The sequence below is a fragment of the Curtobacterium sp. AB451 genome (genome assembly GCF_050585845.1).
Taxonomy (GTDB): domain Bacteria; phylum Actinomycetota; class Actinomycetes; order Actinomycetales; family Microbacteriaceae; genus Curtobacterium.
Genome location: NZ_JBOBQG010000010.1, coordinates 24,668 through 37,824 on the forward strand (window position 1 = coordinate 24,668; position 13,157 = coordinate 37,824).

General features: G+C 67.7%; 14 protein-coding genes. 8 read left to right on the plus strand and 6 right to left on the minus strand.

Translation table 11 applies throughout. From position 1 onward, the window contains the following. Nucleotides 1-7 precede the first annotated feature (7 nt). From ACQXVK_RS16680 to ACQXVK_RS16700, 5 genes are all read left to right on the plus strand, one after another. Nucleotides 8-820, plus strand: coding sequence for a Type 1 glutamine amidotransferase-like domain-containing protein (locus ACQXVK_RS16680; RefSeq protein ID WP_430854371.1), 813 nt, complete (start codon nucleotides 8-10; stop codon nucleotides 818-820). Beyond that, on the plus strand, nucleotides 817-2,727 hold the full coding sequence (locus tag ACQXVK_RS16685; protein WP_430854322.1) for an amylo-alpha-1,6-glucosidase: 1,911 nt from the start codon (nucleotides 817-819) through the stop codon (nucleotides 2,725-2,727). Before ACQXVK_RS16680 ends, ACQXVK_RS16685 begins: the two co-directional genes overlap by 4 nt. A 63-nt stretch (nucleotides 2,728-2,790) precedes the next feature. After that, entirely contained in the window at nucleotides 2,791-3,249 is a 459-nt protein-coding gene (locus ACQXVK_RS16690; RefSeq protein WP_430854323.1) for a GNAT family N-acetyltransferase, read from the plus strand. 314 nt (nucleotides 3,250-3,563) lie between these two features. Further along, nucleotides 3,564-6,074, plus strand: coding sequence for a glycoside hydrolase family 65 protein (locus tag ACQXVK_RS16695; RefSeq protein ID WP_430854324.1), 2,511 nt, complete (start codon nucleotides 3,564-3,566; stop codon nucleotides 6,072-6,074). Nucleotides 6,075-6,470: 396 nt separating this feature from the next. Continuing rightward, entirely contained in the window at nucleotides 6,471-7,880 is a 1,410-nt protein-coding gene (locus ACQXVK_RS16700) for a hypothetical protein (RefSeq protein ID WP_430854325.1), read from the plus strand. Between the two features lie 27 nt (nucleotides 7,881-7,907). On the opposite strand, the gene ACQXVK_RS16705 is transcribed toward ACQXVK_RS16700, so the two are convergent. Beyond that, entirely contained in the window at nucleotides 7,908-8,375 is a 468-nt protein-coding gene (locus tag ACQXVK_RS16705) for an OsmC family protein (protein ID WP_430854326.1), read from the minus strand. A 20-nt stretch (nucleotides 8,376-8,395) separates the two neighbouring features. After that, nucleotides 8,396-8,539: a hypothetical protein gene (locus ACQXVK_RS16710; protein ID WP_430854372.1), complete on the minus strand. Its 144-nt coding sequence runs from the start codon at nucleotides 8,537-8,539 to the stop codon at nucleotides 8,396-8,398. Nucleotides 8,540-8,690: 151 nt separating this feature from the next. Here ACQXVK_RS16710 and ACQXVK_RS16715 point away from each other — a divergent pair, with 151 nt between their 5' ends. Then, complete coding sequence (locus ACQXVK_RS16715) at nucleotides 8,691-9,071, plus strand: nuclear transport factor 2 family protein (RefSeq protein WP_430854327.1); 381 nt, start codon at nucleotides 8,691-8,693, stop codon at nucleotides 9,069-9,071. Nucleotides 9,072-9,151: 80 nt separating this feature from the next. Here the strand turns inward: ACQXVK_RS16715 and ACQXVK_RS16720 are convergent, their stop codons facing one another. The 4 genes from ACQXVK_RS16720 to ACQXVK_RS16735 all read right to left on the minus strand — a co-directional run bounded on the left by ACQXVK_RS16720 (nucleotide 9,152) and on the right by ACQXVK_RS16735 (nucleotide 12,288). Further along, nucleotides 9,152-9,835 carry an SDR family NAD(P)-dependent oxidoreductase gene (locus ACQXVK_RS16720; RefSeq protein ID WP_430854328.1) on the minus strand — a complete coding sequence of 228 codons (684 nt, stop codon included), beginning with the start codon at nucleotides 9,833-9,835 and terminating at the stop codon, nucleotides 9,152-9,154. A 26-nt stretch (nucleotides 9,836-9,861) separates the two neighbouring features. Further along, on the minus strand, nucleotides 9,862-10,869 hold the full coding sequence (locus ACQXVK_RS16725; protein WP_430854329.1) for an aldo/keto reductase: 1,008 nt from the start codon (nucleotides 10,867-10,869) through the stop codon (nucleotides 9,862-9,864). A 141-nt stretch (nucleotides 10,870-11,010) separates the two neighbouring features. Continuing rightward, entirely contained in the window at nucleotides 11,011-11,691 is a 681-nt protein-coding gene (locus ACQXVK_RS16730) for a DsbA family oxidoreductase (RefSeq protein ID WP_430854330.1), read from the minus strand. Between the two features lie 144 nt (nucleotides 11,692-11,835). Beyond that, nucleotides 11,836-12,288 carry a winged helix-turn-helix transcriptional regulator gene (locus tag ACQXVK_RS16735; RefSeq protein WP_430854331.1) on the minus strand — a complete coding sequence of 151 codons (453 nt, stop codon included), beginning with the start codon at nucleotides 12,286-12,288 and terminating at the stop codon, nucleotides 11,836-11,838. A 125-nt stretch (nucleotides 12,289-12,413) separates the two neighbouring features. On the opposite strand from ACQXVK_RS16735, the gene ACQXVK_RS16740 reads away from it, so the two are divergent. Both ACQXVK_RS16740 and ACQXVK_RS16745 read left to right on the plus strand, forming a co-directional pair. Further along, nucleotides 12,414-12,758, plus strand: a complete 345-nt coding sequence (locus tag ACQXVK_RS16740; protein WP_430854332.1) for an NAD(P)H-binding protein — start codon at nucleotides 12,414-12,416, stop codon at nucleotides 12,756-12,758. After that, nucleotides 12,725-13,156: an NAD(P)-dependent oxidoreductase gene (locus ACQXVK_RS16745; RefSeq protein WP_430854333.1), complete on the plus strand. Its 432-nt coding sequence runs from the start codon at nucleotides 12,725-12,727 to the stop codon at nucleotides 13,154-13,156. Before ACQXVK_RS16740 ends, ACQXVK_RS16745 begins: the two co-directional genes overlap by 34 nt. Nucleotide 13,157 lies beyond the last annotated feature (1 nt).

Consider the following 13,157-nt stretch of genomic DNA (forward strand, 5'->3'; position numbering starts at 1 on the left):
GGCGACGATGACCGCGTCAGAACCGACCATTCTTGCCACCTGTGGAGGTTTACTCCCCGGCGAGTGGGACGAGTCGGCGTACGGGCCGCTGCTCTTCGAAGCCATCCGCCACGCACGCGTCCCGGCGGGCCGGGCCCCTCGGGTCTTGCATGTCAACACGGCCGGCGGCGACCAGCGAACCATCGAGGGCGCGGAACTCGCCGCAGCCCGAGCCGTTGGCGTCGACGCGCGGCACCTTCGCCTCTTCGGCCGACCGAACGTGCCGTCGTTGCGGGACACTGTCCTCGAAGCGGACGTTGTATGGGTCTCCGGCGGGTCACTGGTGAATCTGCTGGCGGTCTGGCGCGCTCACCGGCTCGACGACGTCCTGCGCGAAGCGTGGGAAGCCGGGGTCGTGCTCGCGGGCGGCTCAGCAGGAGCGCTGTGCTGGCATACCGGCGGGGTAACCCAGAGCTTTGGTCCGACGCCCACTGCGGTTGCCGACGGCTTGGGGTTCGTTTCCAACTCCCTCGGCGTGCACACCGACTCCGACCCGAATCGCTCGCCCGCGTTCCACGCGGCGATCGCTGACGGAACGTTAGCGGAGGGCATCGAGATCGACGAAGGAGTTGGCGTCCTCTACCGTGGCCAACCGGCGACCTTCGTAGAGGCGGTTAGCGACCACGACGGCGGCCAAGCGACCCGGATCAGCCGCGACTCGAATCGCTCGCGAGCTACACCTCTCAACGTGCGCCGCCTGCCTGACGCACCAACCCTCCAGCCCACGTGGCGCCCCACGTGGATCTCGTCCCCCGACCTCACCGACGAGGAGACCCCATGACCACCGTCCTGAGCACCACCACCGAGCACGCCGCCCCGGCCGTCCCACTGCAGCCGCTTCTCCACGACGAAGTCGCGATCATCGCGGCTCCCACACAAGTGTGGTCGGGCCAAGACGGCGGTATCGGTGCGAATCCCGTCCACGGGTATTGGACTGGCGATCAACGGTTCGTCTCAGCGATTCACATCGAGATTTCCGGGACGGAAATCGAATCCATCGTTACTGTCCCGAGTTCCGCACGCGAGGCCGTGTTCAGCAGCCTCCTCCGCGGCCTCGACCAAGCCGGAGCAGATCCCGACGTCCGCCTCGACCGTCGTCGCAGCGTCCGCATCGACGGCGTCACCGAGCAGCTGCAGATCACCGACCGCCACAGTGAACCCGATACCGTCGGCGATCCGCTCACTGTGACGGTGCGGTTGACGCCCGACGCCGCGAACATGGACGCTGTCAAAGCTGGCGCCGGCCGCGAACCTGTTCACGCGAATACAAGCGGTATGGGAGCCTCCTGGAACGCGGGGTCCGCCCGCATCTGGTTGGACGCGCCGGGCGCCGTTACCACCGTCGATGGCGACGACATCGTCCTCGAGTGGGAGATCCGTCGCGGACGCACCATCGAAGTGCGATGGGACTGCACGATAGAAGCACCCGACGCGGTGGTCGCTGGTGTCACTACACCACGACCGTTCGACGCCCCCGAAGGGGTCGTAGACGACCGCCTTCGCCGCTGGCTTGACCGCGCAACCGACGACCTCGACGCACTGCGCCTTGCGCGCCCCGAAGGCGAGTTTCTCGCCGCGGGATCTCCGTGGTTCTTCACGCTCTTCGGACGGGATTCCATCTGGGCTGCCCGTTTCCTGCTGCCCGTCGACACCAGCATCGCTGGCAGCACATTGCGTGTTCTCGCAGCCTTGCAGGGACAGAAGTCTGACCCGGCTACGGCTGAGCAGCCCGGCAAGATCATGCACGAACTCCGACAGGCATCCCTCCCGATCGACAACGAAGAGATTTCGCTTCCGCCGTTGTACTACGGCACCGTGGATGCGACTGCGCTGTGGATCTGTCTCCTCCACGACACCTGGCGAGCAGGCCTTCCCGACGATGAGGTGCGAGCACTCATTCCGTCGCTTGAAGCGGCCCTGGCCTGGATGCGGGACTACGGAGACGCAGACGGGGACGGTCTGCTCGAGTACGTCGACGAGTCCGGTCGTGGTCTTGCCAACCAGGGCTGGAAAGACTCCGGTGACAGTGTGCAGTGGCGCGACGGACGGCTTGCAGACGGGCCGATCGCGCTCTGCGAAGTGCAGGGCTACGCGTACGAAGCGGCCGTACACGGTGCCGACCTGCTGGACGCCTTCGGCGTTGACGGTGGTGCCGATTGGCGTGCTTGGGCGGAGCGGCTCGCTGGCCGCTTCCGGGACACGTTCTGGGTGTCGGACAGCATCGGGTCGTATCCCGCTATCGCACTCGACGTCAACAAGCAGCCGGTGGATTCGGCAACCAGCAACATCGGTCACTTGCTCGGCACAGGGCTGCTATCCGAGTCGGAGGAGGCCGTTGTCGCCGCGCGGGTCATCGCACCCGACATGGCAAGCGGTTATGGGCTGCGCACCCTGTCAACGACGGCGGCCGGGTACTGGCCCTTGAGCTATCACGGTGGATCGGTTTGGACGCATGACACCGCAGTGGTCATCGCCGGTCTGACACGGTCAGGGCACCATGCGGCAGCGCGTGAGCTTGCCGGTCAGCTGCTCGCCGCCGCCGTGGCGTTCGACTTCCGGATGCCGGAGCTGCACGCGGGCGATGCTGCAATCGACGTCGCTCGGCCTGCGCCCTACCCGGCGGCGTGCCGACCCCAGGCGTGGAGCGCCGCCGCAGCGTTCCCCGTCTGGATTGCGCTGCAGCACTAACAAGCTCGCTCGCATATGCCGCAGCCCGCAGTTCAACCCCTTCAACCCCGACAGGAGCACCCCATGTTGGCCATCCGTGACGGCGGACTCGAGACTCTGCCCGTGCAACAGATGCTTGCCGACCACCTCGCCGATATGAACGCGACATCACCCGCCGAATCGATGCATGCGTTGAACCTTGCTGCGCTCCGCGGTCCAGGGATGCGCTTCTTCTCGGCGTGGGACGGCGACACCGTCCTCGGCTGCGCTGCACTGAAGACGCTGAACGATGACGACGTTGAGTTGAAGTCGATGCGCACCGCGGAGGTAGCTCGCGGGCAAGGGGTCGGTGCGGCCATGCTGCGGCACGTGATCGAGCAGGCTCGTTCCCGAGGCGCGAGGCGGATGCTGCTCGAGACCGGCGCACCCGACTTTTTCGCTCCGGCACGCCGGCTTTACCAGCGGCACGGGTTCACCCCGCGTGGACCATTCGCCGAATACGTCGACGATCCATTGGCGTGCTACTTCGAACTGACACTCTGATCTGCTCGTGCGGAGACGTAAGCGATGTGTCGAACGAACGTTCCTTCGTGTGCTGCGAACCAGTGAAACGATGCGCGCATCACCGATGGTGTACCTGGTTACGCAGCACACGGTCAACGTGTGGCCCTTGACCGCCTCCTTGCCTGCCGGCCGCTTGCCACCCGGTCGTGCACCGGTGCGCGTGCGGAAGTCTCGGGCTGAAAGGCAGATCGCAACAGCCGAGGCCATCGCCCGAATCGGTTCGAAGCCCCAGCACGGGGATCTGCAGTTCTACTGCGTATCCCCGTTCGCTTTGTAAGACAGAGGAAAGCCACATGCGCTCGATTACCTCGGACCCGCTCGACCGCGTCCGCTACCCGGTGGACGAGTGGGCGCTCGTCGAGACCGAGTACGCCCCCGACGAGCAGGGCGTGGCAGAGACGAACTTCGCCGTCGGCAACGGGTACCTGGGCCTCCGCGGCAACCTCGACGAGGGCCGTGGCGGCGTGCAGTACGGCACGTACGTCAACGGGTTCCACGAGACCTGGCCGATCCGGCACGCCGAGGACGCGTTCGGCTTCGCCAAGACCGGGCAGACCATCATCAACGCTCCCGACGCCAAGGTGATCCGGCTGTACGTCGACGACGAGCCGCTCGTCCTGGCCGAGGCCGACATCCTGCGGCACACCCGGCGCCTCGACTTCCGCGGCGGGTACCTGTACCGCGAGACCGAGTGGTCGACGCCGTCCGGCAAGCGGGTGCTCATCCGCTCCCGCCGGCTGGTGTCCTTCACCGACCGGCACCTGGCGGTCATCGACTACGAGGTGACCGTGCTCGACGCGGACGCCTCGCTCCTGCTGTCGAGCCAGATCCTGAACCGCCAGGACGTCCAGGACGAGTACCACGCGGGCATGCGCGCCGCGGCGAACGCCTTCGACCCGCGCAAGGCCGAGGCGTTCACCGAGCGCGTGCTCGAGCCGAAGCTCAAGCGCAGCACCGCCGGCCGATCCCTGCTGGGCTACCAGGCCGCGAGCTCGGGCATGACCATCTGCGTCGGGGTCGAGCACCACCTGGAGACCGACAACCACTGGGACGAGAGCTCCTCGATCGAGGACGACCTGGCCAAGCACGTCTACCGGGTGCAGGCCCGCCGGGGCGTCCCGACGCGGCTGGTGAAGCACCTCGTCTACCACACGTCCCGCGGCGTGCCGGCGCGTGAACTCGGCGACCGCTGCGACCGGACGCTCGACCGGGCCCGCGCCGAGACGGTCGACCAGACGTTCGACAAGCAGCGCGCCTGGATGGACGACTACTGGACCCGCAGCGACGTCGAGATCCCCGGGCAGCCGGAGATCCAGCAGGCCGTCCGCTGGAACCTGTTCATGCTCGCGCAGGCGACCGCCCGGACCGACGGGCACGGCATCGCGGCGAAGGGCGTCACCGGGTCCGGGTACGGCGGGCACTACTTCTGGGACATGGAGATCTACGTCCTGCCGTTCCTGTCGTACACGGCACCGATCGCCGCCCGGAACGCACTGCGCTTCCGCTACAACATGCTCGACGCCGCCCGCTCCCGGGCCCGCGAGCTGAACCAGCGCGGGGCCCTGTTCCCGTGGCGGACGATCAACGGCGAAGAGTCCTCGGCGTACTACGCCGCAGGCACCGCGCAGTACCACATCGACGCGGACATCGCCCACGCGCTCATGCAGTACGTGCGCGCCTCGGGGGACCGCGACTTCCTCAAGCGCGGAGCGATCGACATCCTGGTCGAGACCGCACGGCTGTGGGCCGACCTGGGCTTCTGGCGCTCGAACGGCGACAAGAAGTTCCACATCGACGGCGTCACCGGGCCGGACGAGTACACGACGGTCGTCGACGACAACCTCTACACGAACGTCATGGCCCGGGCGAACCTGTGGTTCGCCGTCAACGCCTGCCACGAGCTCGCCGTCGACGACCCGGAGGAGTACGGCCGCATGGTCCGGCGCACCGGACTCGACCCGGCCGAGGTCCTCGAGTGGGAGCACGCCGCCGAGTCGATGGAGATCCCGTTCGACCCGCACCGCGGCATCCACCCCCAGGACGCCCAGTTCCTCGACAAGGAGCTCTGGGACCTTGAGAACACGCCCGACTCCAAGCGCCCCCTGCTGCTGCACTACCACCCGCTGGTGATCTACCGGTTCCAGGTGCTCAAGCAGGCGGACGTCGTGCTCGCGCTGTTCCTGCAGGGTCACGAGTTCACCGCGGCCGAGAAGCGCCGGGACTTCGACTACTACGACGCCCTGACGACGGGCGACTCGACCCTGTCCGCGGTCGTGCAGTCGATCATGGCGGCCGAGGTCGGCTACCACGACCTGGCGGCGCAGTACTTCCAGACGGCGCTGTACGTCGACCTCGCCGACCTGCACGGCAACACCGCGGACGGTGTGCACATCGCCTCGACCGGTGGCATCTGGGGTGCGCTCGTCAACGGCTTCGGCGGCATGCGCGACCACGGCGGACGGATGTCGTTCAACCCGCGCCTGCCGAAGGACTGGGACCGCCTGACCTACCGCCTGACGGTGCACGGCTCTCGGATCCGCGTCGACCTCGAGGAAGAGCAGATGACCTTCACGGTCGAGACCGGCGACGGCTTCACCGCGTGGGTGCACAACCAGCAGTGGGAGGTCCCGGCCGGCGAGCCGACCGTCGTCCCGCTGCCGCACCACGGGCCGCGGATGAGCGGGCACGCGCCGACGACCAGCGACATCCAGGGCACGTTGCGCGCGGACGGCTCGGTCATCACCGCGTCGATCCCCACCATCTTCATCGAGCATGAGTACGAGGTAAATCAGACGAGCGCGTAGCCGCTTCAACAGGCTCGATCCGGCTGAGGGCGCAGATTGCCTCAGCCGTCAGCCCACGACACCGCAGATAGCTACCGTGACGGTTACTCCGCGAACACGCGGACCACTTCCACGACACCCTGCAACCACTCCTGGTCGGCAGCCTCGCCCGCATCGGCCTCCGACCCACTGTCGACCCGGCACTCTTCACCCGCGCAGTCGTGGCAGCACAAGTCGGCCGCCGTGAGCCAGAGCGTTCTCCACGACGACACCGAACGGGTCCGAATTGCCGCGGTCGAGGGCTGCATCCGTGGCCTGACCGAACCGATCCACCCGTAGGAGATCGCCCGCGCCACCATGCGGTCGGCACCTCTCTTCAGCTATCACCACGACCAGCACCATCGGAAGGGGAACGTCATGACTGCCTACCAACAACAGATCGACCGGCTTCGGGAACTCGGCCCGCGCACCTCCGGCAACGACGCCCACCGCGCCCTCATCGAAGACGTCGCAGCCGACCTCAAGGAACTCGCCTATAACGTGCACCGCGACACCCACACCTTCGACCGGTGGGACGCCACCAGCGACCAAGTCGGGTTGCAGATCGGCCAGCAGCAGATTCCGCTGTCCTCGGCATGGCCGTACTCCGGCAAGACCGGCCCGGAGGGCGTGACCGGAGAACTCGTCCTCGTCCACGGGCTTCGAAAGAACTGGCGCGCCGCCGCGGGCAAGATCGCCGTCATCGAGGTGCAGAACCTCGACGTGCCCGCCCGCCTCCTCCTCGACAGCTGGGAAGGCGACTTGCCCTTCGAGACCGTCGCGAACCCGGTAATCGGTTCCGAGCTCGCCGGAACCGACCTCACGAAAGCACGCGAAGCCGGCGTCCTCGGCGTCGTGGCCGTTTGGCACGGTATAGCCGACGCCGCCGCGCACGGCCAGTACCTGCCCTTCACCCGCGACTACCAGGACGTCCCGGCCGTCTGGGTGCCCGAATCCGCCCGGCGGGACGTCCTCACCGCGGCCGAGAACAGCGCGACCGCCACCCTCACCCTCAACGCGCAGAAGACACCCGCGTCGATGGACACCCTCTGGGCTGTCTCTCCCGGAACAGGCCCCCACGCGAACGAGTCAGTCCTGGTCCTCACGCACAGTGACGGCGGCAACGCTGTCGAAGAGAACGGCCACCTCGGCCTGGTCGCGCTCGCCCGCGATGCAGCCGCAACTGGCCACGACCGCACGATCGTGTTCGTCTACGCTGCTGGGCACTTGCGCATCCCCGCGGTCACCAAGCACGGCCAAGCCACGACCGCCTGGCTGGAAGCGCACCGCGACCTGTGGTCCCCGGACGCCGGCGGGCTGACAGCCGTCGCCGGGCTCGGGATCGAACACCTCGGCGCCCGCCACTTCGCCACTGACCCCACCACCGGCGAGTACGCCGCCGACGGCACCCTCGAACCGGAACTGCTGTACGCGACCACGACCGAGCTCGCGGGCCTTGTTCGCGAGACCTGGCACGGCGCGACCGAGCACGCTTCCCCGGTCAAGCCCGGTGCGCTCGTGCACCTCGGTGAAGGCGAACCGCTCTACGAAGCGGAGATCCCCGCTGTCGCGCTCGTCACCGGCCCGCTGTACCTCCTCGCCGAACTCGACGACGACCTCGTCGACATCAACGCGCTCACCCGTCAAATCGACAGCTTCCGCCGGCTCCAGACACACCTCGCCGGCACCGCTGACCCGACCTCGTTCGGCACCGTCAGCATGCCCGGGAAACCCAAGAGGCTCGCCTTAACCACCCGCGCGCTCGCATTCATCGCCACCCACCGGTAGCTACAAGCCGTCTCGATTGATGAGCGGCTACCGGACGTGCACGACGACTTCGTGGCGGATCGGTGTGTTGATTGAGCGAGCGATGAAGCAGTAGTCGCCGACACGCTCGTGGAGCTCTTCGGCGACCGAAGGATCGCTTCCGGCAGCGATCGTCACCGTGGGGTGCAGGGTGACGCTCTCGAACTGCCCGGCGCCGGTTGCCTCCTCGACCATGACGCCGGTGGGGCGGTCGACGTAGTCAGTAACTACCACTCCCGCCCGCGTGGCGAGGTGGAGGTACCAGAGCATGTGGCACTGCGCGATTGAGGCGATGTAGAGCTGCTCGGGATTCCAGCGGCTCGCGTCGCCGCGGAACGCGGGGTCGGACGACCCGAGGATCAACTCCGGGCCAGTGGCGGCCACTTCATGATCGCGGGAGAACCCTCGGTACGAGGTAGTGCCGCTTCCCGTGTTGCCGGTCCAGATGAGCTCGATGCTGTAGTTGTGCGGCGTCATGGGATGGTCCTCGTTTCGATTCAGTCTTGGTGCAGTAGGTCGGGTGTTGCGAGTGCATGGGTGTCGACGGCGGCTCTGGCTCTTGGAGTAGCTCCGCGGCGCAACGCGTCCACGATGAGGTGGTGTTCGCGGTGCAATGCTTCCGCGCGGTCGGGTTCTTGCAGGGTTCCGAGGCGGGGTGTTCAGCCTCGCGGCGGCAGGAGCCTTGCTGGCAGCGACGTATGAGTCCGTCTGTGACTGTGACGCTTAGCTAGGACCGACCGTTAAGCGGGTAGGTTTTGGCGCATCGAGCCAGCACCGTACGAGGAGGACACGATGGCAGCTACCGACAACGCGCAGTTCGTCCGCGAGTTTTACGAGCAGGCGTTCAACGCCGGCGAGCCGGAAGCCGCGGCCGCGCGGGCCCTTGGCGACACCTACACGCAGCACAATCCGCAGGCCGGCGATGGCCCGGACGCGTTCGTCGGGTACGTGCACTGGCTGCGCGGACAGTTCCCCGACCTGCACCTCGACATCAAGCGGACCATCGCCGAGGGCGACCTCGTCGTCACCCACAGCAACCTGCACCTGGCGCCGGGCGACCGCGGCATGGCGGTCGCCGACTTCTGGCGACTCGACAGCGGCCGGATCGTCGAGCACTGGGACGTCATCCAGGAAGTCCCCGAGGAAGCAGCGAACACCAACACGATGTTCTGACGGCGCGACGTTTCGACGGCGTTGGCCTGTAAGGAGACCGCGGAGGGCGAGCTCGGGTCGGGCCCTCCGCGGCCTGGGGCTCATGCCTCGATGACGATCTCGTGGCCGTCGTGCTTTGTGACGAGGTCCCAGTAACGGGGAGCGATCTCGTTCGCGGTGAGGCTGGGAACACCCTCGGGCGCCTGGTCGGTGATCCAGACGTCGATCGCGACGTGGGCGATGTGCACGCCGGTTTCGTCGGCGTCGAGTGCTGTTCCGAGGTTCAGCGCCCAGTTGCGGAGCGCTGCGCCGCCGGCGGTGACGTTGCCGAACATCGGGACCGGGTAGACCGATCCCGCGCCGGTGGTCACGATGATCGTCCCGGCGCCTGCGTCGAGCATCGCGGGCAGCACGGTCGCGGTTGCGGTCATGGCGCCGTACAGGTAGTACTCGACCTGCGGTTGCACGTTCTCCGGAGTGGCCTGCCGGACGTCGACGAGAGCGGTGGCACCGGAGGTCGCGTCGGCAGGTGAGTACTCGAGGACGTCGATGCTGCCGAAGCGCTCCCTCGCCGCGTCGAGGGCTGCGGTGAGCGAAGGACGATCGAGGACGTCCGCGGCGAAGCCAGCGGCGGTGATGCCCTCCGCTGCGAGCGTCTCAGCGAGTGCGTCGAGCTTGTGCTGGGTGCGCGCGATCAAGGCGACGGCGTATCCCTGGGCGCCGAACGTGCGGGCGATGGCGAGTCCGAGGCCGGGGCCGGCTCCGATGATGGCGATGGTGGGCATGGGGCTTCTTCCTGTCGGGGTGCTGGTCAGCGGCGGCGCTGTGTCGGGTCGGTCAGTGCCGGGGTTTCGGTGAGGTAGTCGGCGGGGAGGGTCTCCGTGCCGGGGGCCGCCACGGCGTCGATCGCGTCGAGGACGTCGGCGGTGAGGGTGTGCTCGGCTGCGGCGATGAGGTCGTTGAGCTGGTCCGGCGTGCGCGGCCCGACGATGACGGCGGTGACCGCGGGGTGGCTGCGGACGAACGCGGTCGCGAGGTGGGGCAGGCTCAGGCCGGCTTGCGAGGCGATGTCCTGGAGCTGCTCGACGAGGTGCCAGCGTTCGGCGTTACCGGGTGCGGTGCGGTCGAACATGGCGGGGCTGAGCCGGGCGCGGCTGTTCTCGGCGAGGTCACGGCCGCTGAGCCAACCGTTCGCGAGCGGGCTGAAGGTCAGCACCCCCATGTCGTACCGGCGGGCCGTGGGGAGGACGGACGCTTCGACACGGCGGTTCAGGATCGAGTAGCGGGCCTGCTCCGTGGTGAAGCGTGCGTGGGCGCGTCGGTCGGCGACCCACTGCGCCTCGACGATCTTCTCCGCCGGGAACATCGAGTGCCCGAACGCGCGGATCAGCCCAGCATGTTTCAGGTCCGACAGCGCGCCGAGGGTCTCGTCGAGGTCGGTGTGCCAGTCGTACCGGTGCAGCTGGTACAGATCGATGTGATCGGTCCCGAGCCGCTGCAGGCTCGCTTCGACGGCCGTGCGGATCCACCGCGGCGAGGCGCCGCGCTTATTGGGGTCCTGCACGTCGGGCAGGCCGAACTTCGTCGCTAGGACCACCTCGTCGCGGCGGTCGCGGATCGCGTCACCGACGATCCGTTCGGTCTCGCCGTTGCCGTACCGGTCGGCGGTGTCGATGAGGGTGATGCCGGCATCGATCGCGGTATGGATCATCCGGGTCACCTCGGCGCGGTCGGTGTTGCCGAACCCGCCGAAGTTCATCGTGCCCAGGGCTGTTGCGGAGACCGAGATCCCGGTCGCACCGAGGTACCTGCGTTCCATCGTGTGTTCCTCTTCTCAAGTTGTTCTGCTGTGTCGGGGTGGGGGTCGGGAGCGCGCAGGCGTCGCCGGAGTCGGGGTCGCAGAACGCGGCCCCTGCATCACCGACCGGCCGAAGCGGCAGCGGCAGCTCCGGAGTGCCGGTCATGCCACACCTGCCGGCGCTTCAGCGGCGGCAGCGTCGAGGGCTTGCGCGTACCCGGCGACGGACTGCGCGCCGGATGCTGCGAGCCGACGGTCGAAGACGACGAACGGGACTCCCTGCACGCCCAGACGGCGGCCTTCAGCAATATCGGCTCGGACGGCGTCGGCGTACTCGTCGCTAAGGAGGACCTCGCGAACACGGTCACCGGAGAAGCCCACCTCTTCCGCGGCCTGGGCGAGGGCGTCCACGTCGAACGGGTTCAGGTCACCGGCGAAGAACCGGTCCTGGACGAGGGTGTAGAACGCCAGCCCGAGGCCCTGCGCGTCAGCAGCGTGGACGACTCGGTGGAAGTCAAACGTGTTCGCGTTCAACCGGTCGAGGGAGAACGGCAGCCCCTCGCTCTGCGCGATCGCCTGGATCTGCCGTTCGGCCCGGAGGACGACCTCAGCGTCACCGCCGTGCGAGCGGATGAACGCGCTCTCGATGGTCTCCGGCGTGCGCGAGGCGCCGGGGTTGAGCTCGAAGGAGCGCAGCCGCACCTCGAACCGGTCACGGTCAGGCCGCTTGGCGATGGCTTCCTGGAGTCGATGCTTGCCGACGTAGCACCAGGGACAGCCCAGATCCGCCCACACTTCGACCGTGATCGATCGGTTGGAGTCGGACGGTGTCGTGTCGTTCATCCCATTCACCTCACTAGTAGTGCGTAAGGAGATGTTCGACTTTTTTGGAGCGCCGTACAAAAGGCACTTTGAAGTGCGCCGTCAGTGGCGACGTCCAGGCCGGAGGCCTAGGGGGATAGTGGCCGCGGAGCCGTCCGCGTCAGCTCACCCGGTCGGTCGGTCCAGGCGTGTTCGAGCGCGGCCGATACCGATCTGGTCGTTCGCCGTGCGGTTCGCGGCGACCGTGGTGTGGTTCTCGGCCGCCCAGCGGGACAGCTGCAGAACCGCGCGCTGCAGCGACCGGCCGAGCTCGGTGACCTCGTACTCGACGCGCGGCGGCATCTCCGCGTACGCCTGCCGGACGACGAGTCCGTCGCGCTCGAGGGCCTTCAACGTCACGGTCAGCATCCGCTGCGAGATGCCGGGGATGCTCGCCTGCAGGTCTGAGTACCGCAGGGCTCGGTCGCCGAGGGTGCTGAGCACCAGGACGGTCCACTTGTCGCCGATCCGGTCGAGCACCTCTCTGATGAAGGCACTGTTCTCCGGCCACGACGTGCACGGCCCGACGACCACCCGCTCCGCCGCCAACTGTCCCGCGGTGCTGCGTTCCGCTGCCATCTCTGCCTCCTCGATCTGCGCCACCGTAACAACATGCGCACGCGGCTTAGGGCCCATCGGACGCACCCGGAAGTGCCTTTTGTGAGCGGACGCTCCCGCACACATCATGTGCATACGAACTGCGAGTGAGGCAAGGGCGGACCGTCCTGCTGCTCGCAGTCGGTCAACACAGCAGCTCGTTCTCGGAAGGAACCTTCTTGTCCACCCTCCTCGTCCTCGGCGGCAGCGGCCGCACCGGCGTCCACGTCCTCCGACAGGCGGTCGCTCGCGGACACCGCGTGCGCGCACTCGTCCGGAACCCGGATACCGTCGACGCCCCTGCTGACGTGGAGCTCATCGAAGGAACCCCAGCGAACATCGACGACATCCGCCGAGCGGCAGAAGGGGCAGACGCGGTCGTGAGCGCGCTGAACAACTCCCGCGCCAGCGACAACCCGTGGGCAAGCCCGTCAGCCCGCCCACCTTCATGACCGACGCGACCCGCGACACTCTCACGGTCATGCAGGAGCACGGCATCCGCCGCATCGCGGTCGCTTCCACGCAGGGCGCCGGGAACTCCTGGAACACCCTCAACCCGCTCTTCAAAACGCTCATCAAGACCTCCGGGATCCGGCACGGGTACACCGACCACCACGGCGTCGACGCCCTCGTGCACGCTTCCGACCGCGACTGGGTCCTCGTCCGTTCCGTCGCGCTGACCGACAAGACCCCGAACGGCCCTCTCCACGCGGCTCTCGCCGGGACGGAGAAACCGGGCATGAGCGTCAGCCGGGCCGAGGTCGCGCGCTTCCTCCTCGACAGCATCGAAGACGACACCTGGCTCCGCCAGGCACCCGTCATCTGGAACGACCGCGCCCCACGCCGCTGAC